Here is a 26861-nt window from a genome sequence, read left to right on the forward strand (position 1 = left end):
CTCAGGTGCGCTGGCTGCTGCCACGCACCTGTAATTTCCCCACCAGCCGGATGTGCGCGGCGGTATCGTCGCCCTCGCACAGGTAACTCACCGCCATTCTGCCCAGTTCATTATAAGCCAGCTGCACGCTGGTTAACGCTGGCGTCAGCTGGTGCGCAATGCGCTGATCGTCATAACCGCACACCAGCACGTCTCCCGGAATCGACACGTTTAAGGTGGCCAGCGCCTGGTAGCAGCCCAGCGTCATCCAGTCGCTGGCGCAGAAAATCGCCTGCGGCGGCTGCGGCAGACGCATCAGCTCCAGCGTGGCTTTAAAGGTCGCGTCCAGCGACCAGTCGGTTTGTTTGATGAGCGCCTCATCGACCGCGATCCCCGCCTGTTCCAGCGTTTGACGATAGCCTTCCAGACGCAGCACGCTGGCGTCCATCCACTCATCGCCCATGATGTGGGCGATACGCGTCACACCCTGCGCCAGCAGATGGTTGACCGTCTGGCAGGCGTTAGCCCGATCGTCCGGCAAAAAGGTCGGCAGCAGCGGACGATGAGGATCGTACTGATTCAGCAGCACCACCGGCTTATTCAGCAACGGTTCAAAGGGTGAAAAATCAAACGCGCGCGTCACGGAGCTGGCCAGGATCACACCTGCGCAGTTGCGTCGATCAAGCTGGCGCAGAATCTGCGCAGCCAGCTCCATATCGTCGCCATAGTCGTACACGCTCAGCAGCGTATCCCGCTGCCAGGCGGTGCTGCTGGCTTCGCTAATGGCGTCAACGAACGGGTCATAGTTCGGCATCCCGCACAGCAGCATGGCTATCTCTTCCTGCCCGTCCTGACGGTGCGGCACGATAATCTTCTGATAGCCCAGCGCCTGCGCGGCGGCATATACCCGCTCGCGCGTGGCATCGCTCAGGCGAATGGCGCGGCTATTGTTGAGCACCAGCGAAACGGTCGCCTGCGAGACACCGGCTTCCCTGGCGATATCACTCATCGTTATCTTATTTTTTTTCTGCATGATTACTCCTTGACGTCGCCGACTATAGCACAGTTATCCAACGGTTTTTTTGTGAACGCCCCAGCATATTGGCAGCTTTGGGATTGCGTATCTCTCGTCAGTTAATAAATATTAGCTAATAATTATTAGTGATGGAGATACAGAAATGCATTCGCAATGGACCGAATCTCAGGCGCAAGCATGGTTTCAACAGCATGGCTGGGCCTGTGGCTTCAACTACCTCCCGCGCAGCGCGGTAAACTGGACCGAAATGTGGCAGGCGGAGACCTTTGATATTGCCACGATCGACCAGGAACTGGGCTGGGCGCATGACTATGGCTACAACGCGCTACGCACCAACCTGCCGTTTATCGTCTGGGAGGCCGATCGCGACGGCCTACTGGCGCGCATCGACACCTTCCTCAGCGTGGCGGCAAAGCACAATATTCAGGTGATGCTAACGCTGATGGACGACTGTGGTTTTTCCGGCGACGAGCCGTACCTCGGGCCGCAAAAACAGCCGCGTGACGGCGTACATAACAGCCAGGCGGCCGCCAGCCCGGGGCGCGCTATTGTGATAGACCCCGCCCAGTGGCCGCGCGTAGAAGCCTACGTGCGCGACGTCCTGACCCGCTTCAAAGACGATGACCGCATCACCATTTGGGATCTTTACAACGAACCGGGCAACCGCGGCATCAACCTGTCGCCGACGGAATCGATGGAGTATGACGAAGCGCTGGAAACCTTCGCGCTGGAGCTAATGACCGCGACTTTCGGCTGGGCGCGTGAAGTCGGCCCGACTCAGCCGCTGACCGTCGGCGCATGGCACATCGACCATGAAAAATACGGCACGCTGGAACACCCGATCGACGCGGCCGCCATGGATTTGTCAGACATCATCACCTACCACAACTACAACACCGCCGCTCGTCAGCTCAGCGTGCTGGAAAGCCTGACGGCGCGCAATCGTCCCATCCTGTGCACAGAGTGGCTGGCTCGCCATATGGACTGCGTCTTCAGCGAACAGCTACCGCTGTTTTGCGCCTTTGCTGCTGGCTGCTATCAGTGGGGTCTGGTACAGGGCCGCACCCAGACCTGGATCCCGTGGACCAGCGTCAATAAAAACCACCCGGACCCGCAGTCGCTCTGGTTCCACGACGTGCTGACGCCAGAAGGTAAGCCGTGGTGCGAACAGGAGATGCGGCTGGTAAAAGGCTTAACAACCTGGCGTCGGCAGCAACACTAACTCGTTGAACACGGAGGATTCATCCATGAAAAAGTCTGTTTTGTTCCTGCTTGCCTGCTGCAGTTTCGCCGCGATGCCGATTGCGCACAGCGCCGATCAGGTGGAACTCCGTTTTGCCTGGTGGGGCGGCAAAGCCCGTAACCAGGCAACCTTAAAAGCGCTGGAAGCCTTTGAAGCCCAATATCCCAACATCAAAGTGAAGGCGGAATACACCGGCTGGGACGGTTTCTACTCGCGTCTGACAACGCAGATCAACAGCAATACCGAAGCCGACGTTATCCAGACCAACTGGAACTGGCTGACGCTGCTGTCGAAAACCGGCGACGGCTTTTACGATCTGAATAAGCTCAGTAAACCCATCGGCCTTGACCAGTTTTCCCCCGAGTCACTGGCCAGCACCACGGTCGACGGCAAGGTAAACGCGATTCCGATTTCCGCTAACGTGATGCTCTTTTACTACAACGCCGCCACCTGGAAAAAAGCCGGCGTTGCGCTCCCGCAAACCTGGGACGAGCTGCTGAAAGCCGGTCCGGTATTCAAAGAGAAGCTGGGCGATAACTACTTCCCGCTCATTCTGACCGAACAGGACGCGCTGCTGCTGCTGAACTCCTACGTTTATCAGGGTAATCAGAAACCGATGGTGGATGAAAAAACCCGCAAGCTCGGCTGGAGCCACGCCGATCTGGTTGAAGCGTTCACCTTCTACCGTAAGCTGGTTGACGCCCACGCGGTGCCGGATGCCCGCACCATGGCCTCGTTTGGTAAAGGCGTAGCCTACGAGATGAAACCGTGGATTAACGGAGAGTGGGGCGGCGTCTACAACTGGAACGTGCTGTATACCGCCGAGTCGCAGAATTTGCCGAATCCGTCGGATCTGGTGATGGGGCCCTACCCAATGCGTGAAGGTGCCAAAGATGCCGGTCAGTTCCATAAAACGGCGCTGATGTTCTCGGTGAGCAAAAACACCCGCCATCCCCAGGAAGCGGCCATGTTGATTAACTTCCTGATGAGCGAAAAAGACGGCGTCATCCCCGTGGCGCTGGAGCGTGGCGTGCCGCTGAGCAAGGCTGGCGAAACGATTCTGCGTGAAGCGGGCCTGCTGACCGACGACGACCCGGTGATTTCGGGCCTGCTTCAGTCCGCATCGTTGCCAAACAAATCGAAAGCGCTGCCTTATCTGGAAGATCCGCAGTTTGGCGCGCAGTTCAGCGCCGCGCTGCAAAGCATCGACTACGGTAAGGCGACGATCGATCAGGCCGCCAGCAACTTTGAGGAACAGGCTAACCGCATTTTGCGCCGCATTATGCGTTAAGCGCGACGGGGCGGATGCACGTCATCCGCCCAAAACCCTTGTTGTCGTAGGCCTGGTAAGGCAAAACCGCCATCCGCGAATCTTGCGCCGATTTACCGGGGGCACTGCGCCTTATCGGGCCTACACAACATCCTTCCCAACATCTGAATCACCGCTTCATTCATTTTGCTTTTCTCACCGCGCCCCCATCGGGGACGAAAGGATTGATTATGAATTCCGCTGCTTCAGGCCGTCTGTCCGCTGCCGCAAAACGCACCGTGCTGGCGAGCTTTCTTGGTTCAACCTTTGAATGGTATGACTTCGTGCTGTATACCACCGTGTCGACGCTGGTCTTTAATCAGGTGTTTTTCCCGGAACAAAGCGCCGCCGTCGGCACGCTCTCCTCGCTGGTAACGGTGGCGATGGGCTACGTTGCGCGCCCGCTGGGCGCGGTAATCTTCGGCCATTTCGGCGACCGCGTCGGGCGTAAAAAGCTGTTGGTCGCCACCATGCTGATTATGGGCATTCCGACGCTGATTATCGGCTGCCTGCCGAGCTACGCGCAAATCGGCACCGCCGCGCCGGTTATCCTGATTATCTGCCGAATCCTGCAGGGTGTTGGCCTCGGCGGTGAATACGCCGGGGCGGCGCTGGCCACCATAGAATCGGTGCCGGAATCGCAGCGCGGCTTCTATGGCGCGATCCCCCAACTGGGCAACCCGGTCGGCGGCGCGTTAGGAACCATCCTGGTACTCTGCTGCACCTACTTCGCCGGTGACGAATTGTTCGCCGCCTGGCTGTGGCGCGTGCCGTTTTTGCTGTCCGCTATCCTGCTGGTGTACGCGATGGTTGTCCGCGTCCGCATGGAGGAAACCGGTGATTTTTCCCGGCTGGTTAAAGAAAATAAGGTCGAAAAAAGCCCGGTCATGGCGGTGCTACGCCATCACTGGAAAGCGCTGCTGCTAGGGCTTGGCGCCCGCGCCTCCGATGCCATTTCCGGCAACGTGGCCGGTTCAGTAGTCATCGCCTACGTCGCCACCTATTTGCACATGAGTAACTCCATTGGCCTTGTCGCCACGCTGGTCCCCACGTTGATTGCCATCCCGCTCATGCTGATTACGGGCAAAATTTCTGACCGCGTGGGGCGCAAACGTATTTTCGTTCTGGGCATGGTGCTGGTTGCGCTGTCGATGCTGCCTATGTTCGCCATGCTCAATACCAAATTCGTGCCGGTCATGGTGCTCGGCGTCATCGTCATGCGCATCTGCAACATGATGCCGTTTGCCGTTCAGTCGGCGTTCCTCGCCGATATTTTTCCGGTAGAGGTGCGCTATACCGGCGTCTCGTTGGTATATCAGGTGTCTGCCATTATCGGCGGCCTGACCCCGGCCGCCTGCCTGACCCTTCTTATCTGGGCCGACGGTAATGCTTACGTGCTGGCGCTGGTACTCACCGTTGTCTGCGCACTTTCCGCACTGTGCGGCATTGCCATGCGTCCCAGCGTGCGTCGCGATACCGCCACCGACTACCAAAGGAGCCACCATGGCGCATAATGAACGTCCTGATATTGTGCTGGTCATCACCGATCAGCAGCGTGCCGATCACTGCGCGCGAGAAGGTTTCCCCCTCGACACCACCCCGTTTATGGATGCGCTGGCGCAGGACGGTGCCTGTTTTGACCGCGCCTACACTACCGCCCCGCTGTGCTGCCCGGCGCGCACCAGCCTGTTTACTGGCCGCTATCCATCGGCGCATCGGGTGGTAGAAAACTCGGCGGCGGAGCTGGCGGTGCCGGGTGAAAACCTGTTTGCCGTCGCGCGTCGCGCGGGCTACGCCACCGCGATGGTCGGGAAAAACCATACCTGGCTGTCGGCCAGCGACGTCGACTATTGGGATGAGTTTTCACACGAAGGCCGCGTGGTGCCCGAGAGTGAATGGACCGCTTTTGAACAGTGGCTGCACGACCTGCGCCACCGCACTGCCATCCAGGCCACGCCGTTCCCGGTCGAAGAGCAAAACCAATTCCGTATCGTGTCACGGGCGCTGGCGTGGGCCAACCAGCAACCGGCGGATAAACCGCTGCTGCTGGTTGTCTCCTTCCCCGAACCGCACAACCCTTACCAGGTGCCGGAACCGTGGTTTTCGCTGTTTCCCCCCGACAGCCTGCCGCCGCTTTTCCCAGACGCCAACGATCGGGCCAACCAATCTTTTGCCTGGCACTACCTGCATGACATTGGCGTTGAGTCGGACCCAAATTACGATCATCACATCGCACGGGCGCGCGCTAACTACTGCGGTATGCTGCGACTGATTGACGATCAGGTAAAACGGCTGCATGAAGGATTGGCTCACCGCCACCAGCAACGTGCGCGCTTATTGGCCATAACCGCCGATCACGGCGATTATGTCGGCGCATTTGGTCTGTTGCGTAAAGGCGCGGAGATACCGGAGATGCTTGCCCGCATTCCGCTGATCGTGAGCGGTGACGGCATCGTACAGCAGCGACAACACGCTTTTGTCTCATTAGCGGATATGATGCCCACCTTCTGCGAAGCTATGGCCCAGCCGCTGCCGCTGAGCGTGCAGGGACGCAGCCTGCTGCCGATGCTGCGCGGTGAGTCATGGCCGGAAGCCGAGTTTGCCAGCGTCTATATCGAGCAGGGATTTGGCGGGCTGCCCTACACCGCCGACGATATTCCAATGCACTCGCATCCGGGCATTATGTGGGATGATGGCGAGAACATACCGCGGCTTGATGAACTGAATGCCATCACGCAAAGCGGTCGACATCGCAAAATTCGCAGCGGCGACTGGTCACTGTTCGCCAGCATGACCGGCGAGTTTCGCCTGTTTAACATTGCTGACGATCCCTTTGAGCTACATAACCGTTGGAACGACCCGACGCTGAGCGACGTGCGCTCAACAATGCTGCAATGGCTCGCTATCTGGCAGATGCGTGCCGAAGATCCATTACCCATTAAGGCCTACTGCCGGAAAACGGATCCACACGGTTATCTCGCGCCCTATGCCGAATTCCCGTGCTAACCATCACAATACAGGGGGAGTCACCTCCCCCTGATTTCAGACCTGCACTGCGTGAGACTCGGCCTCCAGTTTATGGATACTTTTTGTCAACGCAGTCAGGCAGCGTTCCAGCGTTTCGACGTTAACCGCAATATAGGCGGGGCAGTCATAGCGCCCGCTCATCAGACAGACCGCAGCGGAAGCCATTGCCTCGCCCGCCTGCCGCATTGTTTCAAGTTCATTTAGCGAAGTGCACAATTTCAAAGCCACCGCGTTTTCGCGCAGTTCGCCACACAGTTCGAGCAGGTTAGTACGCAGATGATCGTTTTCACCGACTGACATATACCCTTTAGCCTTCCGCAGCTGCAAATAGGCATCAAGGTCAATCCGCGCGCTAATGAGCCGCCTCACCAGCTTGCGTTTCAGTTTGCTTTCCGTCATGCATTTACCTCCCTTGCCACCCATTGGCATTTTCATTATGTGATTACTTAACGTACAAAATACTGCGCGACATCAACAATTCATTATTTGCAACATATTTAACAATGAAACAACTTCACGACGCGACTGACAGCAGAAAAGCGGCCCCTGCGCCTTCCCGTACTATCCTGATTTGATTGACCCTGCGTTCACGCATCGCCGACTACACTGTGACTATTCAGGCTACAGAAAAGGATGTAATGAATGTTATTTCAGGAAAAGCTGCGGGCTGGCGCGTCCGCATTACTGCTCTTGTCGGTTAGCGTCGCTCCCGCCATTGCGGCGCCGACGGACACCAAAAGCCGTGAAAGTATTACCACGCTGAGCGCCAATCACGGGCTGAGCGAAGCCGCCCAGCAATATCTGATGCACTACCCTTCGCGCAGCGGCGTGGACGGGCATTCGTCACGCATCGACTCTGCGGCGGTATTTCTTCCCAAAGGGAAAACGCCAGAAGGCGGATGGCCGGTGGTTGTTTGGGCGCATGGTACCGTTGGCGTCGCCAATCAGTGCGCCCCCTCGCTCAATGAACGCGCGGCAAGAGACAAGCAGTATCTCAACACCTGGCTTTCTCTGGGCTACGCCATCGTGGCGCCGGACTACGCCGGGCTCGGCTCGGAGGGCGTGCACCATTATCTGAATGCCCGTGGGGAAGCGTGGAGCATACTGGACGGCGTTCGGGCCGCGCTGCACCAGTTTCCACTGAAAAATGAACTCATTCTTGTAGGCCAATCGCAGGGCGCACATGCGGCATTTTCAAGCGCAGGTTTTCAGCCGCAGTACGCACCTGAGCTGAACATCCGTTCAACGGTGCTGACCGGCACGCCGTATTTTGCCGCCAACACCACCGCAGCGGATATTCTGCCACCTGCGAGTGCAGGCAATGCGCAGGCCGGTGATCCTAAAATCCCCTATATTTTCTATATCTACCTTGCGGCCGCCGACGCAGACCCGTCGCTGAAGCCGTCAGATTATTTCCAGGACAGCGCGCTCCCCCTGCTGGAACAGGCGAAAAATCTGTGTATTACGCCGCTGACGGAAAAAACCATGCAGGCCGGTCTTAACGCCGGCAATACGCTGAAACCGGCCATTGAATCCCTGCTGAGTGCGGGTATCAACACCATGCTGTATCCAACGATGCATATTCAGCATCCGGTATTTATTGGCATTGGCAGCGTCGATATCAATGTCCCCACCGCCATGCAGATGCGCTTCTCCGACGCCGTTAAAGCCGCAGGTACCCAAACGGAAGTGCATATTTATGAAGGGCTTGATCACAGCGGTACCGTCAACCCGTCGCTTCGCGACTCCGTCCCCTTTATTGTCCGGGGAGACACGGTGACAAAACCGTAGTCCTATCCAGGTCGGCGGCCCTTCTCCGCTGATGCTGCTGGCGATTTTCTTCGCCTGCATCATCAGCGTTCATCGCGTATTATTGACGTATAGTTTTCCTACCATCATGGTAGAATCCCCGCTTTTCCTGGCCCCAACTTTTGAGCAATGTACATATGTCAGACAAATCACCTCATCGCCAGCCCACAATTGGCTTTGTATCTTTAGGCTGCCCGAAAAACCTCGTGGATTCCGAACGCATCCTGACCGAACTGCGTACTGAAGGCTATGACGTCGTGCCCAGCTACGATGACGCCGACATGGTTATCGTCAACACCTGCGGCTTTATCGACAGCGCAGTCCAGGAATCCCTGGAAGCTATCGGCGAAGCGCTGAAAGAAAACGGCAAGGTGATTGTGACCGGCTGCCTCGGTGCTAAAGAAGATCAAATTCGCGAAGTGCACCCGAAGGTACTGGAAATTACCGGTCCGCACAGCTACGAGCAGGTGCTGGAACACGTACACCACTACGCACCGAAGCCTCAGCACAACCCGTTCCTGAGCCTGGTGCCAGAACAGGGCGTTAAGCTGACGCCGCGTCATTACGCCTATCTGAAAATTTCTGAAGGCTGTAACCACCGCTGCGCATTCTGCATCATCCCATCTATGCGCGGCGATCTGGTAAGCCGTCCCATTGGTGAAGTGCTTGCCGAAGCGAAACGTCTGGTTGATGCCGGCGTGAAAGAGCTGCTGGTGATTTCTCAGGATACCTCCGCCTATGGCGTTGACGTGAAGCACCGCACCGGCTTCCACAACGGTGAACCGGTGAAAACCAGCATGGCCAGCCTGTGCGAACAGCTGGCTAAACTGGGCGTTTGGGTCCGTCTGCACTACGTTTATCCGTATCCGCACGTTGATGATGTCATCCCGCTGATGGCAGAAGGCAAAATCCTGCCGTATCTCGACATCCCGCTGCAGCACGCCAGCCCGCGTATCCTGAAGCTGATGAAACGCCCGGGTGCCGTTGACCGCCAGCTAGCACGTATTAAGCAGTGGCGCGAAGTTTGCCCAGAGCTGACCCTGCGTTCGACCTTTATCGTCGGCTTCCCGGGCGAGACGGAAGAAGATTTCCAGATGCTGCTCGACTTCCTGAAGGAAGCCCGTCTCGACCGCGTCGGCTGCTTCCAGTACAGCCCGGTTGACGGCGCCTCCGCCAACGATCTGCCGGACCAGGTACCGGATGACATTAAGGAAGAACGCTGGAACCGCTTCATGCAGCTGCAGCAGCAGATCTCTGCTGAGCGTTTGCAGGAGAAAGTCGGCCGCGAAATTCTGGTTATGATTGACGAAGTCGACGAAGAAGGCGCGATTGGCCGCAGCATGGCCGACGCTCCGGAAATCGATGGCGCGGTATACCTGAACGGCGAAAGCAACGTGAAGCCGGGCGACGTCGTGCGTGTGAAGGTAGAAAACGCCGACGAATACGACCTGTGGGGCTGCCGGGTGTAATTTCAGCATGCCTTTCCCCGCAGGGGAAAGGCATGATTCAGGATAAATACTACAAAAAATACTTCTGCGACAGCGCCATAAACGCCGCATAGCTTGTGCACTGGCTCAACGCGTCAATCACATCATCATCAAGAATGTTGGTCAGATAGTCATATATCAGCATACTATCGACGAAGGCATCCTCGCTGATGGCCAGCATAAATACCAGCTTCACCGTTTTTCCCTCATCCCACTCAATCCCCTGCGGAAATACCGCAACGGTCACCATGGTGCTCAACGCCACTAGCCCCAGCGGATGCGGGATAGCCATTTTGTCATCCAGCAGCGTTGAAGCCCGGCTCTCCCGCTCCAGCACGGATGGCAGATAGTGTTCATCCACCCGCCCCTGACGCACGAGCCCGGCGCAGAGAAACTGCATCAGCGACGCTTTATCATGGGGGCAGTCGGTAAATATAAAAAAGTGTTCGGCAGAGAAATAGTTCGCCATGGTCGGCGGCGGCGGCGATTGTGCGTTCAGAAAATACTTCATATTTTCCAACTGCCAGCGTTCGGGTAAAGGCGGCAGATGAATCACCCGCCGGTTTTTCTCCGTCACCGCCACCAGGCTAATGACCAGATTTTCGTCAATATACTCGGCGGCATTGTACTGCTCCACCGAGATACAGCGCGCAATCGCCAACTGTGGATACATGCGGATTATTTTCTGGCATACCAACCTGGCCGGTGCACCGCCCTGCTCACTGACCACCAGCGCGCTCAGGGTACAATCGGCGTTCTTGAGATGTGTCTCTTCCAGAATGGCGCCAATGTGCATGACCAGATACCCAATTTCATCATCGCTTATGGGGCCAGAGAAAAAATGTTCCAGCTCGCTGAAAACCGCCAGGGTCATTTCGTACATCAGCGGGTAGTGGCGCTTTATCTGCTCGATGAGCGGGTTGATAATCGTAATTCCGTGGTTTACCCGAATGCGCATCGCTTTAATATGGCTCAGCAGGCTGGCGCGGGATACATCGTCGTAGAAAACATCGCAAAACCAGGATGCGCTGACGTAGCTGAGAAAATGGTTCATGATCGTCAGTTCGGCGACGTCGTCATCAGGATTCGCCGCCGATACGGAAGCCGCGTGTGTACAAAACGCCGCAAGGTGCATCGCCAGGTAACTGACTTCACTGCTGAGCACGGCTGAGGTTGCACCATTCAGCAGGCGGAAAATATCTTCAGCGGCGGAGTTAAATAGCCGATCCCCGGCGTCGAAAGACGCCTCCAACAACCAGTGCTCTTGCCGTATCCGCCCCGCGCTAATAGCGCAAATCAGGGTAAAGAAGCGCAGATTAACATCGCTCAGTTGCAGCCCACGCTCAACCACATACCCACCCAACGCCTGCTTAATCTCCGATATTGGGGCAAGCGTATCAAACAGCGCAGCATATTCATCATCCGCCTCTTTCGCCCGCAGCAAATGGTCATAAATACAGCGGCGCAGCGCCATCTCGCTGCCTTGAAGTTTATAGCAATCGGCGCCTTCACTGTGAATGACAATGTCGTAGAGCGCAAAGTGACGTTTCAGCAGGGTGATGTCGTTACGCAAGGTGTACAGACTAATAAACCATGTCGACTCCAGAATCTCCAACGACACCTCCGCCTCTTGCCGCAGCAACGCCGTAAGCAGCGCACGGCGCCGCTCTCCGGTCGCCCGTGATTCTTTCCACGGTTTTTGCGATTGTTCAAGCAGCGTGTGGTGGCCAGCCGGGTTATCAACCTGAATCGAAAAGCCCGTTTTACGATCGTAGATGAGACGGTTGCCCGCTTCGCCAACGATGTCACTAAGCGTTTTGAGATCGCTGCGAATCGTCCGCGTTGAGACATTCATGGCTTTAGCGAGCGACACCTGCGTCGCCGTACCCTGCGCGATCTGGATAAAAATATCTCTGACTCGCTTATTGGTGAACAGTCTCATCTTTCCCTCTTCAGGCGATTGCTACATACAGCGTCTGCACATCGTTCGGCTTAAGCGTCGCTCTCTCCTGCGCCGGCGTCTGCTCGTCCAGTAGCACACAGTGCGCATTTTTCAGCGGCGGAATCAACACCGGCGTTTCAAGGTGCGGGTTATAGAAGCGGCATACTAAGCCGCTCCCCCGCTCGGCGCACTTCACCACGCTCAGCAGTGCATCCTGTGGCCCATCAGGCAGTGTCAGCAGGCTGTACTCATGCGGGTAACAACGTATTTCATCACTAAGGCAAAACCGCAGACGGCCGTTCAGAAAATCGCTGTCCTGATAGACGGGGAACGTGGTCATTAAGGTCTTCGACAGCCGCGCGTGCTGCGCGTCATCAAATGCCCCGCGGTAGATGCGCCAGCTGAAGCTGAACGAGAGCGTCCCCAATAGCTGGGCATCCGGCGTGGCAACAACCGTCTCTCCCGACGCCCGACCAGGACGATAAAGGAGATTGGCTTTACCCATGTAGCCAAACGAGCGGAACAAGGTGACGGCGATCGTGTCAAAACGGTCGCCGACAATTTCATACTCGCGCACGCCGTTGGTATGCAGCGTAAAACCGTGGTTCTCGTCGTGCAGGTTAACGTAACTTTGCATCGGTTCTATCGCTATCGGCTTCTCATGCCATTCCTCTTGTTCCCACACCCGCAGCGAGTTGCTTAGCTGCACCGGCCGCGTGGCAGCGCCAAACAGCCGATCGGCGCAGGAGACATTTGCCAGAATATCCGTTGCAAAATGCACGCACAGCCGATGGCTCAGCACCTGATTATCGACCTCGGCGGTGAAGCGGATTAGGGCATCCTGCTGCAACATAACCTCGACGGTGATCGGCATGACGCCATCGAAAACGCCGCGTGCTCGCGCTTCCAGGTCAATCGGCACTGGCATCCGATAGCGCAGACGCAGCGTTTGTCGCAGCGCGTTGCGCTCGCGGTCCAGGCCGTTGAGACAACCTTCCGACGTGACCTGCCTGTCGTGGCGTGGCGGCGAATAGTTGTAGGCGTCGCCGTCATCGCCGTTTTCTACCAGCAACATCTGCCGGGCGTAGCGTTTCCCGCTGGCTTTGTCGGTCACGGTCAGCAGACCATTTTCCTCTACATCAATACGATAATAGTCATTTTCAATCCATGACCGCGTATCACTCTGAGTCTGGCTTGCACCGTCGGCACTGAAGTCTGCGTACCAGCGGGTATAGCCCAGCGCGGGCAGCGCGCTGCTGCTCACCGTCACTTTGCTGCGGTACACTCGCTCTGGCTTATGGTAAGGCTGACCGGGGTTAAGGCGAATAGTCTGATTCAGCACATAGTCGGTCAGATCCGTCTGCGCTTCAATCACATACGGCAGCGCGTGGCCTGCGGCATCGCGTAAAATAAACGGCGTGCCCGGTAGCCACGCTTCAAAGGTAATCTGTGGCGCAGCGGGTGCGGTCAATGGGTTAAATACGCTAAAAGTATAATCGTGCTCACGCGGGGTACGAATGGCGATTTGCCGGGTATGCAGCTCGAGCAGATTACTGGCGAGATCGTGCGCCTGCTTATAGCGAGCGGCAATATCACGGTTCGTTTCGTCGCTGTTGCAGCCACCAATACTGTCGTGGGCAGCATTGAAAAACATCAGCTTCCAGATATCCGCTACCGCGCGGGCGGGGTAGTCGTGTCCCAGGCTACGGCTGATGGCCAAAACCGGCTCCAGAGTATTGACCAGCAGAGCCTCAATGTCGTTGTTAAGCCGCTTCAGGTCGGCCCGGCAGGAAAAGATCGTCTTATGTACCCTGGAGTGTTTACCTTCCGTCAGTTCCCCATGAAGCGTACGGACATCACCAGCGGCCTCTTTCTCCAACACGGTGATAAAATCGAGCGGGCTACTAATTTGATAACGGCGCTCGTCGTCGCAGGCGTTGAACTGACGCACCAGATCCGGCAGATTCTCACGAATCGGCGCTTGATCGAAACCGTGCGGATACAGCAGATTCGTCCGGGCGCTGCGCGCTTCTATCGGTGCCATCTTTGCCTGCAGGAACGCCGCCATGGTATCCGGTGTTTCATCCAGCAAACCGCCATAGTGATACCCCCACGGCATCTACACGGCAAATACCGTATCGCCGTTATCCCCCTGCCAGCAAAATTCGGTCTCATGAAGTGTGTTGTCGGCGATGCCCCGCCAGAACAAGGCGTGGCGAATACCGAACTGCCGGTAAATTTGCGGCATATTACCGCCCTGACCGAAGCAGTCCGGTACGTAGCCTAGCTTCATGCTCCCGCCGGATTCATCGGCTACGCGCATTCCATACCACAGGTTGCGTACCACCGATTCCTGGTGAACCACCAATTGATCGGTTTGCGTATACCAGGGTCCGGTCAGCAGGCGTTTTGCCGCTACCAAGGCGCTCAGTCGCGCTTTATCTTCCGGCGCCCACTGCAGATAACTTTCGATAAGAGCACTTTGCGCATCCAGTAGATAACATGAAAAATCGGGATTCTCCTCCAGCACGCGCAGTACATTCTTCACGTGATGCAAGAGGTAAATCCGCGAGCGCGATGAAGTGAAATACCACTCCTGATCCCAGTGCGTATGGCTGTAAATATGTACCACTTTCTCTTTCATCCCGCTCTCCCCTCCGTCACAGGCCCAAATCAATCAAATTTAATGTCTATTTCATCGCTGACCGTCGATATATCGCCGGTTTCTACCCGTTCTTCATCGTTAAAATTCACCAGTAAATTGGCGCCAAAGGCTATCACCAGGGTGCCAACCAGCGCGCCGAGAAAATAGGCCCACGGATGACCAACGGTGAAACCGCCGTACAGCCCACCGAGCGGTGGCATGATCGGATAAGCCTTGAACAACGCGACTGTCATCGCGCCCAGCGCCCCGGCTAACACGTTAACGGGAATGAGCCGCGCGGGGTTACGCAACGTAAACGGAATTGCGCCTTCAGAAATGCCGAGGATACCCATAATGACCGCACCGTTGCCCGCCTCTTTCAGGGTCTGGTTGAAGTTGTTGGGCCGCAGGAAACGTGCGACAGCGTAGCCCAGCGGTGGAATAATAATCGCCACATTCACCAGGATAGCAGGCAGATAAACGCCGCTCAGAAACAGCACGTTGGCGGTACCCCAAGCGGCTTTGTTGACCGGGCCGCCGAGATCGAAGCAGATCATCCCGCCCAGCACCGCCGCCAGCATCACGGTACTGGTACCGTCTTCCGTCATCTGCTGTACCCAGCCCATCAGCGCAGCGTTAATCCAGCTAAGCGCATCGCCGAGCAACAGCAGCATCACCACAACCTGCAGGCCAACGGTGATAAACGGCAAAATAATCAGCGGTACCGAGCTAGAAGCTGAGCCGGTAATGCGAATTTTGCGTCCTACCCACTCCGCCGAATAGCCCGCCAGCAGACCGCCAAGTACCGCCCCCAGAAACCCTGAGCCGGTTATGGAGGCAATCAGCCCGGCAGTAAAACCGGCCGCCAGTCCTTTCTTACCCGCTACCGAATAAGCGACATATGCGCCCAGTACGTAGTTCATCAGACCAATGATTTTGAAACCGACATCCTGGGTCAGATACAGCCAGTTCATGAGTCCGTCACTTTTGGCGAAGGCATCAAGATTGGATTCGCCAACAATCAGGCCGAGTATTTTGGCCACCGCGACCATCAGCGAACCGGCAATAATGACCGGCAGCGCAAAAGAAATGCCGGTCATTACGTGGTTTTTTATGTCTATCATTATCTTTTTCATGACATTACCCCGGCAGTTTTATGCGTTGCGGCGCGCCTCAACCGCCGCGACGCATTTGCTAATCACATCAGCGGCATGAGTGACGCATTGGCCAATTTTTACCCGAATCACCGTTTTCCCGGCGAAACGAGCCTCTTCTTCAATGGTCCGGTCGGCAGCAATCAGCACAAAATCGGCCTCGGCAATCGCCTGTTCCGGCAGGCGATCCAGGATTCCCATTGCGCCCTGCTGCTCAATACTGACCTTGTGGCCAAGGCGGGCACCCTCTTTTTCCAGCGATTTTGCGGCCATCGGCGTATGGGCCAGACCAGCGATACAGGAGGTCACTCCAACTATGTTCATCTCTGCTCCTTTATTTCGATACGTGACTGCATAAAGTGAAACAATTCGTCTTCATCTTTGGCAGAAAATAAAAACGCTCTGAAATCGTCCTCAACGATTTGGCAGGCAAGGCTATTGATGATCTGTAAATGCAAAAGCGGTGCCCCCTCTTCAGGCACCAGCAGGCCGAAAATAATCTGTACAGGCTGATCGTCGAGGCTTTCCCAGGCAATCGGCTGCTGCAGGCGAATAAAGATCACCCCGGCCTGCGAGACGTTGGCGGTTTTCGCATGAGGGATAGCAATCTGGCTTTCAAAGCCGGTGGAATATTGGTTCTCGCGCGTCCACAGATCGGCCTCAATGTTCTGCGCGCTGTCGGCCCACCCCTGCGCCACAGCGTGGTGAGCGAGAAAGCGAAAGACCGACTGCTTATCGGTAAAAGTCTGGTTGAGAAAAATGTTGTCCCGAGCAATGAGCATTGACCTACCTCTCCATGCGTTTAGTCCCGATTAGGTTAGGTCGATACTAAGACTTCCTGCCCTCGCAGTCTGAGCGGCGTTTTCCGCCCACAGGAGGAAATGCCTTCTTCCGGAGGCAGGGAAAAAAGCGAGAAGCGTCAAAAAAAGAGAGCGGATTGTGATGAGCGACAAAGTCGCTCTTCCAGAACATAAGGAGAAGGAACAGGCTGCCCGTGACGCCAGCAACCTGTCGCAGGGACTACCCTTTCAGCTTCGGATCGAGCGCGTCGCGCAGCCCATCGCCCAGGAGGTTAAACGCCAGCACCGTCAGGAAAATCGCCAGTGCCGGGAATATCGCGACGTGTGGCGCAATCACCATATCGGCGCGCGCTTCGTTGAGCATTGCGCCCCACTCCGGCGTCGGCGGCTGAGCGCCGAGGCCCAGGAATGACAGGCTGGCGGCGGAGATAATCGACACACCGATACGCATCGTGAAATACACCACAATGGATGACACGGTGCCTGGCAGAATATGCTGGAAGATAATCACGCTGTCGCTGGCGCCAATGCTGCGCGCCGATTCAATAAAGGTTTGCTGCTTGAGCACCAGCGTATTGCCACGCACCAGGCGGGCAAAGGCGGGAACGGAAAATATGGCCACGGCAATAATGACGTTGGTCATCCCGCTGCCCATAATCGCCACCACCGCAATCGCCAGCAGAATGCCGGGAAAGGCAAACAGCACGTCGCAAATGCGCATGATGATGCGGTCCCACCAGCCTTCATAATAGCCCGCCAGCAGGCCAAGAACGGTGCCTATCAGCGAACCCATCAGCACCGCAAATACGCCTGCGGTGAGGGATATTTGCGCCCCGACCAGGACGCGGCTGAAAATATCGCGCCCCAGCGAGTCGACGCCGAACCAGTGGATCAACGACGGTCCGTCGTTAAGCCTGTCATAGTCAAAGTAGTTTTCCGCATCGAACGGTGCAATCCACGGGGCGATGATCGCCACAACGATCAATAGCAGGACAAAAATGCCCGCAGCCATCGCCACCGGCTGCTGACGAAAACGCCGCCAGAACTCGCGCCACGGCGTGCGGCGAGCGTCTGCTTGCACGATCGGCATGGCGTTAAGAACGGCCTGTCGGCGCCAGTTGAATAATCGCACGTTATTTATACCTGATAGCCGGGTTAATGGCGGCGTAAAGCACATCGACCACTAAGTTAATAAGAATAAACTCCAGCGAAAACAGCAGCACCTCGGCCTGAATCACCGGGTAGTCGCGCATCTCGACGGAGTCCACCAGCAGGCGCCCGAGCCCCGGCCAGTTAAACACTTTCTCGACCACAATCGAGCCACCGAGCAAAAAGCCAAACTGGAGGCCCATCATTGTCACCACCGGGATCATAGCGTTACGCAGCCCGTGCTTGAGCACTACCGATTTCTCGCTCACCCCTTTGGCGCGCGCGGTGCGCATATAGTCTTCATTCAGCACATCAACAAACGAGGCGCGGGTAAATCGCGCCATCACCGAGGCCACAGCGGCCCCCAGCGTCAACGACGGTAATATGTAGTGCCGCCAGCTGTCAGCCCCCACCGTCGGCAGCCAGCCCAGCTCGACGGAGAAAATTTGCATCAGCAGCATACCCAGCGCAAAGGCCGGGAACGAGATGCCGGTCACCGCCAGCGCCATCCCGAGCCTATCCGGCCAGCGGTTACGCCAGACGGCGGCGGCAATTCCCGCCCCCATGCCAAATATTACCGCCCAGCTCATGCTGGCAAGCGTGAGCCATAGCGTCGGCAGAAAACGGCTGGCAATCTCTTCTGATACCGGGCGACGTGACACCATCGACGTGCCGAAATCCCCCTGCACGGCGTGGCTAATGTAGTGCCAGAACTGCACATACAGCGGTTGATCCAGCCCCAGCTGCTGGCGCACCATGGCAATCACCTGCGCATCCGCCTCGGGCCCGGCAATCAGCCTCGCCGGGTCGCCGGGCAGCATATGGACAAACAAAAACACCAGCACGGCCACGATAAACAGCGTGGGGATCAGGCCGAGCAGGCGTTTCATCACATAGTTGAGCATGACTCTCCTTGCCGCGCATCCCCTGCGCCATCATGACGCAGGGTAAGGTCGCTTACTTCAAATCCGCATCGTCAAAGCTAAATCCAGTATCCGGCATAATATAGAACCCAGACAATGACTTACTGTGCGCTGAAACCAGTTTTTCCACTACCAGCGGCACCCACGGCGACTCTTTCCAGATGATATCCTGGGCGTCTTTATACAGCCGCGCTTTTTCGCTGCCGTCGGTGGTTTGCAGCGCAGCGGCCAGGTCTTTATCAACCTGCGGGTTGCTGTAGAATGCAGTGTTGAACTGGGTTGGCGGCCAGTTTGATGAGGCAAACAGCGGCGACAGCGACCAGTCAGCTTCGCCGGTCGATGCCGACCATCCGGTGTAGAACATGCGCACGCCGCTCTCTTTCTGGCCCTTACCTTCCACTTCCGCCGCACGCTGACCGGCGTCCATCGCCGTCACCTGCGCCTTGATACCAATCTGTGCCAGCTGCTGCTGGGTGAACTGCAGCACCTTCTGCGCGGTACTGTGGTTATGCGATGACCACAGCGTGGTGCTAAAACCGTTCGGGTAACCCGCCTCTTTTAACAGCTCGCGCGCTTTCGCCGGGTCATACGGCCACGGCTGATATTGCGTTGAGTAGGCAATCGCCGGTGGCACCACGCCGGTCGCCGGCGTTGCGTATCCCGCAAAAGCGACCTTCACCAGCGCCTGGCGGTTGATCGCGTAGTTGATGGCCTCGCGCACTTTCGGATTATCAAACGGTTTTTGCGTCACGTTCATGCTGATGTAGCGTTGCATGATTGACGGGCTGGCCACCAGCTCAAGCTGGCTGTTTTTCGCCAACAGCGCGGCCTGCTCGTAAGGGATCGGGAAGGCGAACTGCGCTTCGCCGGTTTGCAGCATCGCGGCGCGCGTATTGTTGTCGACAACCGGACGCCAGGTAATCGAGTCCAGCTTCGGCAGCCCTTTTTGCCAGTAGTGGGCAAATTTGCTGACCTTCACAAAATCGGTCTGGTTCCAGGTATCCAGCTGATACGGCCCGGTACCTACCGGGTGGAATCCAATCTCGTTGCCGTATTTTTTCAGCGCCGCAGGCGAAATCATCGCCGTCGCCGGGTGGGCGAGAATATTGATAAACGCCGAGAATGGCTGCTTGAGGGTGATTTTCACCGTCTGCGGGTCGACGACTTCGGTCTTATCAATATTCTTGTACAGGTTGTAGCGCTTGAGATGGCTTTGCGGATTGCTGGCGCGATCGAGGTTAACCTTCACCGCCTCGGCGTTGAAATCGGTGCCATCCTGGAACTTCACCCCCTGACGCAGCTTCACGGTGTAGACCTTGCCATCATCAGACACGGTGTAGCTTTCGGCCAGCACGTTTTTCAGCTTCATCTCTTTATCCAGGCCAAACAGCCCCTGGTAGAAGGATTTTGCTACCGCCTGCGACAGCGTGTCGTTAGCATCATACGGGTCGAGAGTGGTGAAATTAGAACCAACCGCGACCACAACATCTTTTGCCGCGAACGCGGGAGCGGCGGCCAGCGCCGAGGCTATCCCCAGAGCAACCAGCCATTTACCTGAAATGCGTTGTGTCATATTGTCCCCTGCCTATGGTTTTATTATCGGTTTATCAGCGCACTGCTTACCGGTTCGCGGGCTACGTAGTGCCCAGGTGAAACCTGTTGCAAACCGGTCGTTTCTACCTCTTCGCCCCGCTTATAGATATTGCCCGGCAGCTCGTCGGACAGCAGTACGCGCTGCGGTCGCCGGTGCGCCGGGTCAGCGACCGGCACGGCGGCCAGCAGCTTACGGGTATACGGATGCTGCGGATCCTCAAAAATAGCGCGCCGCGGGCCAATTTCCACAATGCGGCCGCGATACATCACCGCCACGCGATGGCTAATACGCTCCACGACCGCCATGTCGTGAGAAATAAACAAGAAGGCGATACCCATTTCGCGCTGGAGCGACATCAGCAGATTAATAATCTGCGCGCGGATAGAGACGTCCAGCGCCGACACGGACTCATCGGCAATCACCACCTTCGGCTCCAGCGCCAGCGCGCGCGCAATGCAGATACGCTGACGTTGGCCGCCGGAAAACTCGTGCGGATAGCGCCAGGCATGTTCCGGGAGCAGCCCCACCCGCTCCAGCAGCCACGCCACGCGCTGCTGCAACGCCTCCCCCTGCAGCACACCGTGCACCCGCAGCGGCTCCATAATCGAAAAACCGACGGTATGACGTGGGTCCAGAGAAGCATAGGGGTCCTGGAAGATAATCTGAATATCGCGCCGCAGCGGCTGAAGCTGGCTGGCGGAAAGGCCGTCAATTCGCTCGCCGTTAAATGTAATAGCGCCCTGTTGTGATTCCACCAGCCGCAGCAGCGCCCGTCCGGTGGTCGACTTGCCGCTACCGGACTCGCCGACCAGCGCCAGCGTCTCGCCGGGCCATAAATCAAAACTGACGTTTTCCACCGCATGCACTTCGCGGGTAATACGGTTTAGCAGGCCGCCGCGCAGCGGGAAACGCGCGACCAGGTTACGAACCTTGAGTATCGGGTCACCGCTCACTACCGTATTTTGCGGCGGCGGCGGAGGTGCCGACGCGTTCAGATCCGGAAAGCTTTTCGGCAACGCGCTGCCGCGCATTGCGCCCAGCCGAGGCACCGCGGCGAGCAGACGACGCGTGTAGGGATGCTGCGGCGCGTTAAAGATATCTTCAACGCGGCCGGTCTCAACCGCCTCGCCCTGATGCATCACCAGCACCCGATCGGCGATTTCAGCCACCACCCCCATATCATGGGTGATAAAAATAACCCCCATCGACATCTCTTTTTGCAGCACGTCGATAAGCTGAAGAATTTGCGCCTGAATGGTCACATCGAGCGCGGTGGTCGGTTCATCGGCAATCAGCACCGCCGGGCGACACGACAGCGCCATGGCAATCATCACCCGCTGGCGCATACCGCCGGAAAGCTGATGCGGGTAGCGCGACAGCATGGTCTGCGCTTCGGGGATGCGCACGTTATCGAGCGTTTTTTTCGCCTCGGCCAGCGCCTCTTCGCGCCCTAGTCCCTGATGCAGCCGAATAGATTCGGCGATCTGCTCACCGATGGTAAATACCGGATTGAGTGAAGTCATCGGCTCCTGAAAAATCATCGCCATATCGGCGCCACGCACGCGGCGCATCTGCGCGGGCGTTTGCTCCGCAAGCGCAATGACCTCACGGTTACGCCGACGCAGCAGCATCTGGTCACAGTGGACGTCGCTGTTGGATTGCTCCAGCAGCCGCATCAGCGCCAGCGCCGTCACGGATTTCCCCGAGCCGGACTCGCCGACAATCGCCAGCGTTTCGCCCCGATTGAGATGAAAAGAGAGCTGATGTACGGCACGCACGGGCTGCTTATCCTGGCGAAACGCCACGTTCAGGTTCTGAACGCTCAGCACCTGGGTTACATCAAGCTCATCGGCATGCGGCACGGTTGCTCCTTTTATTCCCGGTAAATACCAATCGTAGGCGTATCGCCGGCGTAGGCCCAGGCACGATACATCCCTTCACTGTTGAACGGCAGCACGACGTTGCCTTCGCGGTCGATAGCAATCAACCCGCCGCTGCCGCCGAGCGCCGGCAGTTTTTCCATCACAACCCGCTCGCAGGCCTCCAGCAGACTCAGGTTGCCGTACTCCATTAATGCCGCAATATCGTACGCCGCCAGCGTGCGGATAAACACCTCACCGGTGCCGGTACAAGAAACGGCAACGCTGGCATTGTTGGCATAGCAGCCCGCCCCCACCAGCGGGCTGTCGCCCACCCGCCCTGGAAGCTTATTGGTCATTCCGCCGGTCGAGGTGGCGGCGGCAAGGTTGCCGTTGATATCCCGCGCGACGGCACCGACGGTCCCCATCTTATGACGCTCATCGAGCGGCGCACCGTCGTGATCGAGAATAAATGCGCCGTTGCTGCGCGCTTCGACAAGCTGTTGAAAGCGCGCGTCGGTAGAGAACAGCGAATTCTCCACCCACTCCATGCCCTGCGCCTGAGCAAAGGCTTCCGCACCTTCGCCAATCAGCATCACGTGCGGGCTCTTTTCCAGCACCAGTCTGGCAGCCAGAATGGGGTTTCGCAGATGTTTCACGCCCGCCACGGCCCCCGCCTGCAGCGCGTTGCCGTCCATCACGCAGGCGTCAAGCTCATGGGTTTCCTCGGCGGTAAACACCGAGCCGATTCCCGCGTTAAACAGCGGGCACTCTTCGAGCTGTCGTACCGCTTCCGTCACCGTATCAAGGGCGCTGGCACCGGCCTCAAGCATCCCTTGTGCATGTTCCACAATGCTGGACAGCGCGGTCACATATTCGCGCTCTTTTTCCGCCGACATCTGCTGGCGGCTGATGGCCCCCGCACCGCCGTGAATTGCAATGACTGCCTTGCCCATTACGCCATCCCTTCCGTCATTTTCTTTATAAATATCATTATAGTGGCATTGCGCCTATATGAATTTTGAATATAGAAATAGCCTTCCGTCATGTAAAGCTACACCGCAGGTGGCATACAGTCTGCGGGGGTTTTCTGCCATAATGTGCGGATTCGAACGTTTCCCGCAGGAGTTTACCCATGGATTTTACCGCCGGACTGATACCGCTTGATGCGGCGCTCACACAGATGCTTGATCGGATTACCCCACTTCAGGAAAGTGAAACGGTACCGCTGTTGCAGGCGTTTGGGCGCATTACCGCACGCGATATCATCTCCCCGCTGGACGTACCCGGTTTTGATAACTCGGCAATGGACGGTTACGCCGTCCGCCTGGCCGATCTTAGCGCACAGGCGCCGCTGACCGTTGCTGGCAAAGCCTTTGCTGGACAGCCGTTCCACGGCGAATGGCCTGCCGGCAGCTGCGTGCGCATTATGACCGGTGCCCCCGTTCCCGCCGGCTGCGATGCCGTCGTGATGCAGGAGGAAACCGAGCAGACCGACGCCGGTATTCGCTTCATCGCCAACGTGAAGCCGGGGCAAAACATTCGCCGCCGCGGTGAAGACATTGCCCGCGACGCGGTCGTCTTCCCCGCAGGGACGCGCCTTACCGTTGCCGAATTACCGGTGCTGGCGTCGCTCGGCATCGCCGACGTCGACGTGGTGCGGAAGGTCCGCGTCGCGCTGTTTTCTACCGGCGATGAACTGCAGCTGCCGGGCCAGCCGCTGGGTGACGGGCAAATCTACGACACTAACCGCCTGGCGGTACACCTGATGCTCGAACAGCTCGGCTGTGAGGTCATTAACCTGGGCATCATCCGTGACAACCCGGAACAGCTTCGCGAAACCTTTATCCAGGCCGATCGACAGGCCGACGTCGTCATCAGCTCCGGCGGCGTATCGGTGGGTGAAGCGGATTACACCAAAACCATCCTCGACGAGCTCGGCGAAATAGGTTTCTGGAAGCTGGCCATCAAGCCGGGTAAACCGTTCGCCTTCGGTAAGCTGAGCCACAGCTGGTTTTGCGGTCTGCCAGGTAACCCGGTCTCCGCCGCGTTAACCTTCTATCAGCTGGTCCAACCGCTGCTGGCGAAGCTGAGCGCCAGCACGCACGCCACCCAGGCTCCCCGCCTGCGCGTGCGCGCCGCCGGTCGACTGAAGAAATCGCCGGGTCGTCTCGACTTCCAGCGCGGCGTGCTAAGCCGCGACGCCAACGGTGAGCTTACCGTTACCACCACCGGCCACCAGGGTTCGCATATTTTCAGCTCCTTCAGCCAGGGCAACTGTTTCATCGTGCTGGAGCGCGAACGCGGCACCGTTGAAGCGGGTGAATGGGTCGAGGTTGAGCCGTTTAACCATCTGCTGGGAGGCCTGTAATGGCCGTCGAACTCAGCGATGCCGAAATGCTGCGCTACAACCGGCAAATCATTTTGCGCGACTTTGATTTTGACGGTCAGGAGCAGCTAAAAGCGTCGCGCGTATTGGTCGTTGGCCTCGGCGGTCTGGGCTGCGCCGCAGCCCAGTATCTGGCCGCTGCGGGCATTGGCCAACTGACGCTGCTGGATTTCGATACCGTCGCGCTCTCCAACCTCCAGCGCCAGACGCTGCACAGCGATGCCACGATTGGCCTGCCGAAAGTGGACTCCGCCCGCGCGGCGCTGGCGCGGATTAACCCGCACGTCACGCTGGCGGCCCGTAACGCACTGCTGGAAGAAGACGAGCTGTGGGCGCTGATTGCCGAACACGATCTGGTGCTCGACTGTACCGACAACGTCACCATTCGCAACCAGCTCAACGCGGGCTGCTTCCGCCATAAGGTCCCGCTGGTTTCCGGCGCGGCGATTCGGATGGAAGGGCAGATTTCGGTATTTACGTATCAGGAAGGCGAGCCATGCTACCGCTGCCTGAGCCGCCTGTTCGGCGACAATGCCCTCACCTGCGTCGAAGCGGGCGTAATGTCGCCGTTGGTCGGGGTCATCGGTGCAATGCAGGCCATGGAAGCCATTAAGGTGCTGGCCCATTACGGTACGCCAGCGGCGGGGAAAATCGTGATGTATGACGCGATGCGCTGTCAGTTCAGAGAGATGAAGCTAATGCGTGACCCAGCGTGTGAGGTGTGCGGGCAGGCTTCGGCATAACCCCCTCACCCTAACCCTCTCCCCAATGGGGAGAGGGAACCGATAATCGCTTGCCCACCATCCGGTATTTTCTTTTACAGCGACGTCCGTCCGAATGCCGTTTGCCAGTCCTGCTCAAACTTCGCCACCGCCGCGTCTACCGCCGGGTAGCTAATCAGCTGCTGCGCCACGTCCAGCGGCAGAGTAATCGACTGACAGCCCGCCAGCAGGCAATCCAGCGCCTGGCGTGGCGTTTTGAAACTGGCCGCCAGCACTTTCGACTGCGGTGCATGCAGAGTCAGCAAATCCTGTAATTCGCACACCGTCTGAATCCCGTTGCCGCCTTGTGCATCCACGCGGTTGACATAAGGCGCGACATATTCTGCGCCCGCCAGCGCCGACAGCAGCCCCTGCGCGGCGCTGTATACGGCGGTGCCTAAGGTCGGGATCCCCTCTTCTTTCAGCATTTTAATCGCCGCCAGCCCTTCTGCCGTTACCGGCACCTTGACCACCAGATCCGGAATAATCGCCCGCAGCGTATGCGCATCTGCCACCATGCCATCGGCGGTAGTCGCCATGACCTGGGCAAACAGACGGCCTTTACCGCCCATGGCGTCAAGCAGTTCCGGCAGCAGCGCATCCAGCGGCTTTTTGCCCGCAGCCACGATGCTTGGATTGGTGGTAATGCCCGCCAGCGGAAATACGCGCGCCAGCTTTTTGACTGCCGCAACGTCAGAGGTGTCGAGATAGAGTTCCATGATGATTCCTTAAAGCGTGATATTGAGCATGGAATAACCCTACCACAGCAAAACCTCTTCTTAAGTTGACGTACGTCAAGATAACTTTCATTCGAAAGTATTTTAATCTTTATACGAAAGATGAGGGCACGCTATGATTTTCAACATTCAGCGCTATTCCACCCACGATGGTCCAGGCATCCGCACCGTGGTTTTCCTGAAAGGATGCTCGCTCGGCTGTCGCTGGTGTCAAAACCCGGAAAGCCGCGCCCGTGAACAGGATCTGCTGTTTGACCCGCGCCTGTGCCTTGAGGGCTGCGATCTGTGTCAACAGGCGGTGCCTGCGGTCATTACCCGTGCCCTTAACGGCCTGGTTATTCATCGCGAAAAGCTGAATCAAACGCATCTCGACGCGCTGGCACACTGTTGCCCAACGCAGGCGCTGACCGTCTGCGGCGAAGCGAAAAGCGCCGAAGACATCATGGCGACCGTTCTGCGCGATAAGCCCTTTTACGATCGCAGCGGCGGCGGCATGACGCTCTCCGGCGGCGAGCCGTTTATGAATCCTGAACTGGCGCTGACGCTGCTGAAAAGCGCGCATGAACAAGGCATCCACACGGCGGTCGAAACCTGCCTGCATGTGCCGTGGCGCTATCTCGAACCGGCGCTGCCGTATATCGACCTGTTCCTCGCCGACCTCAAGCACGTTGACGAGGCGCGCTTTAAACAGTGGACCGACGGCTCGGCCAGGCGCGTACTCGATAACCTGAAACGCCTGTCGGCAGCCGGCAAAAAAGTCACCCTGCGCGTGCCGCTGATTCAGGGCTTCAACGCTGATACCGCCTCCATTAAAGCGATTACCGATTTTGCCGCCGATGAAATGCCCGGCGTGCGCGACATTCATTTTCTGCCGTACCACACGCTGGGAATCAACAAATATTCCCTGCTCGGTCTTCCCTACTTTGCACCCGACAAGCCGCTGAATGACCCAGCGCTGCTGGACTTTGCCCAACAGTACGCGCACGAAAAAGGGTTAACGGCGACACTACGAGGATAAA

General features: G+C 57.6%; 23 protein-coding genes. 9 read left to right on the forward strand and 14 right to left on the reverse strand.

Annotation, left to right across the window (positions count from 1 at the left end; genetic code table 11):
• Nucleotide 1: 1 nt before the first annotated feature.
• A complete protein-coding gene (locus H7R56_RS16160; RefSeq protein ID WP_106924512.1) occupies nt 2-1012 on the reverse strand; it encodes a LacI family DNA-binding transcriptional regulator in 1011 nt (336 codons plus the stop codon).
• Between the two features lie 145 nt (nt 1013-1157).
• Here H7R56_RS16160 and H7R56_RS16165 point away from each other — a divergent pair, with 145 nt between their 5' ends.
• From H7R56_RS16165 to H7R56_RS16180, 4 genes are all read left to right on the forward strand, one after another.
• Nucleotides 1158-2237 carry a cellulase family glycosylhydrolase gene (locus H7R56_RS16165; protein WP_106924513.1) on the forward strand — a complete coding sequence of 360 codons (1080 nt, stop codon included), beginning with the start codon at nt 1158-1160 and terminating at the stop codon, nt 2235-2237.
• 25 nt (nt 2238-2262) lie between these two features.
• Complete coding sequence (locus H7R56_RS16170; RefSeq protein ID WP_106924514.1) at nt 2263-3549, forward strand: ABC transporter substrate-binding protein; 1287 nt, start codon at nt 2263-2265, stop codon at nt 3547-3549.
• A 209-nt stretch (nt 3550-3758) separates the two neighbouring features.
• A complete protein-coding gene (locus H7R56_RS16175; RefSeq protein WP_106924515.1) occupies nt 3759-5081 on the forward strand; it encodes an MFS transporter in 1323 nt (440 codons plus the stop codon).
• Nucleotides 5071-6573 carry a sulfatase-like hydrolase/transferase gene (locus H7R56_RS16180; RefSeq protein WP_181357955.1) on the forward strand — a complete coding sequence of 501 codons (1503 nt, stop codon included), beginning with the start codon at nt 5071-5073 and terminating at the stop codon, nt 6571-6573. The genes H7R56_RS16175 and H7R56_RS16180 overlap by 11 nt, the downstream gene beginning before the upstream one ends.
• A 36-nt stretch (nt 6574-6609) precedes the next feature.
• Here H7R56_RS16180 and H7R56_RS16185 read toward each other — a convergent pair whose 3' ends face one another.
• Nucleotides 6610-6993, reverse strand: coding sequence for a biofilm formation regulator BssR (locus tag H7R56_RS16185; RefSeq protein WP_106924517.1), 384 nt, complete (start codon nt 6991-6993; stop codon nt 6610-6612).
• A 243-nt stretch (nt 6994-7236) separates the two neighbouring features.
• Here H7R56_RS16185 and H7R56_RS16190 point away from each other — a divergent pair, with 243 nt between their 5' ends.
• The gene (locus H7R56_RS16190) at nt 7237-8385 is read left to right on the forward strand and encodes a lipase family protein (protein ID WP_106924518.1); all 1149 of its coding nucleotides are present in this window, start codon (nt 7237-7239) and stop codon (nt 8383-8385) included.
• A gap of 155 nt (nt 8386-8540) precedes the next feature.
• Entirely contained in the window at nt 8541-9872 is a 1332-nt protein-coding gene (rimO, locus tag H7R56_RS16195; protein ID WP_106924519.1) for a 30S ribosomal protein S12 methylthiotransferase RimO, read from the forward strand.
• Nucleotides 9873-9921: 49 nt separating this feature from the next.
• Here the strand turns inward: rimO and H7R56_RS16200 are convergent, their stop codons facing one another.
• From H7R56_RS16200 to iaaA, 11 genes are all read right to left on the reverse strand, one after another.
• Nucleotides 9922-11832: a BglG family transcription antiterminator gene (locus H7R56_RS16200; RefSeq protein ID WP_106924520.1), complete on the reverse strand. Its 1911-nt coding sequence runs from the start codon at nt 11830-11832 to the stop codon at nt 9922-9924.
• Nucleotides 11833-11842: 10 nt separating this feature from the next.
• Nucleotides 11843-13951 carry a glycoside hydrolase family 38 C-terminal domain-containing protein gene (locus H7R56_RS16205; RefSeq protein WP_227674719.1) on the reverse strand — a complete coding sequence of 703 codons (2109 nt, stop codon included), beginning with the start codon at nt 13949-13951 and terminating at the stop codon, nt 11843-11845.
• On the reverse strand, nt 13952-14476 hold the full coding sequence (locus tag H7R56_RS27720; protein WP_227674720.1) for a glycoside hydrolase family 38 N-terminal domain-containing protein: 525 nt from the start codon (nt 14474-14476) through the stop codon (nt 13952-13954).
• 29 nt (nt 14477-14505) lie between these two features.
• Entirely contained in the window at nt 14506-15600 is a 1095-nt protein-coding gene (locus H7R56_RS16210) for a PTS fructose transporter subunit IIC (protein WP_223878901.1), read from the reverse strand.
• Nucleotides 15601-15630: 30 nt separating this feature from the next.
• On the reverse strand, nt 15631-15954 hold the full coding sequence (locus H7R56_RS16215; protein ID WP_106924523.1) for a PTS fructose transporter subunit IIB: 324 nt from the start codon (nt 15952-15954) through the stop codon (nt 15631-15633).
• Nucleotides 15951-16412 (reverse strand): PTS sugar transporter subunit IIA, encoded by a 462-nt coding sequence (locus H7R56_RS16220; protein WP_106924524.1) that lies wholly within the window; start codon nt 16410-16412, stop codon nt 15951-15953. Before H7R56_RS16220 ends, H7R56_RS16215 begins: the two co-directional genes overlap by 4 nt.
• Before the next feature lie 238 nt (nt 16413-16650).
• On the reverse strand, nt 16651-17562 hold the full coding sequence (gene gsiD, locus H7R56_RS16225; protein WP_106924525.1) for a glutathione ABC transporter permease GsiD: 912 nt from the start codon (nt 17560-17562) through the stop codon (nt 16651-16653).
• 1 nt (nt 17563) lies between these two features.
• The gene (gene gsiC, locus H7R56_RS16230; RefSeq protein WP_106924526.1) at nt 17564-18484 is read right to left on the reverse strand and encodes a glutathione ABC transporter permease GsiC; all 921 of its coding nucleotides are present in this window, start codon (nt 18482-18484) and stop codon (nt 17564-17566) included.
• A gap of 52 nt (nt 18485-18536) precedes the next feature.
• Nucleotides 18537-20075, reverse strand: a complete 1539-nt coding sequence (gene gsiB, locus H7R56_RS16235) for a glutathione ABC transporter substrate-binding protein GsiB (RefSeq protein WP_106924527.1) — start codon at nt 20073-20075, stop codon at nt 18537-18539.
• 23 nt (nt 20076-20098) lie between these two features.
• Nucleotides 20099-21958, reverse strand: a complete 1860-nt coding sequence (gsiA, locus tag H7R56_RS16240) for a glutathione ABC transporter ATP-binding protein GsiA (RefSeq protein ID WP_106924528.1) — start codon at nt 21956-21958, stop codon at nt 20099-20101.
• A gap of 11 nt (nt 21959-21969) precedes the next feature.
• Nucleotides 21970-22911 carry a beta-aspartyl-peptidase gene (iaaA, locus tag H7R56_RS16245; protein ID WP_106924529.1) on the reverse strand — a complete coding sequence of 314 codons (942 nt, stop codon included), beginning with the start codon at nt 22909-22911 and terminating at the stop codon, nt 21970-21972.
• 179 nt (nt 22912-23090) lie between these two features.
• On the opposite strand from iaaA, the gene moeA reads away from it, so the two are divergent.
• Together moeA and moeB are read left to right on the forward strand one after the other, a co-directional pair.
• Nucleotides 23091-24326 carry a molybdopterin molybdotransferase MoeA gene (gene moeA, locus H7R56_RS16250; protein WP_106924530.1) on the forward strand — a complete coding sequence of 412 codons (1236 nt, stop codon included), beginning with the start codon at nt 23091-23093 and terminating at the stop codon, nt 24324-24326.
• The gene (moeB, locus tag H7R56_RS16255; protein WP_106924531.1) at nt 24326-25087 is read left to right on the forward strand and encodes a molybdopterin-synthase adenylyltransferase MoeB; all 762 of its coding nucleotides are present in this window, start codon (nt 24326-24328) and stop codon (nt 25085-25087) included. Before moeA ends, moeB begins: the two co-directional genes overlap by 1 nt.
• Nucleotides 25088-25161: 74 nt before the next feature.
• Here moeB and fsa read toward each other — a convergent pair whose 3' ends face one another.
• Entirely contained in the window at nt 25162-25824 is a 663-nt protein-coding gene (fsa, locus tag H7R56_RS16260) for a fructose-6-phosphate aldolase (RefSeq protein ID WP_106924532.1), read from the reverse strand.
• Between the two features lie 133 nt (nt 25825-25957).
• Here fsa and H7R56_RS16265 point away from each other — a divergent pair, with 133 nt between their 5' ends.
• Nucleotides 25958-26860, forward strand: coding sequence for a glycyl-radical enzyme activating protein (locus H7R56_RS16265; RefSeq protein WP_106924533.1), 903 nt, complete (start codon nt 25958-25960; stop codon nt 26858-26860).
• The last annotated feature ends 1 nt before the right edge of the window (nt 26861 follow it).

The organism is Klebsiella sp. WP3-W18-ESBL-02 (assembly GCF_014168815.1).
Classification (GTDB): domain Bacteria; phylum Pseudomonadota; class Gammaproteobacteria; order Enterobacterales; family Enterobacteriaceae; genus Kluyvera; species Kluyvera ascorbata_B.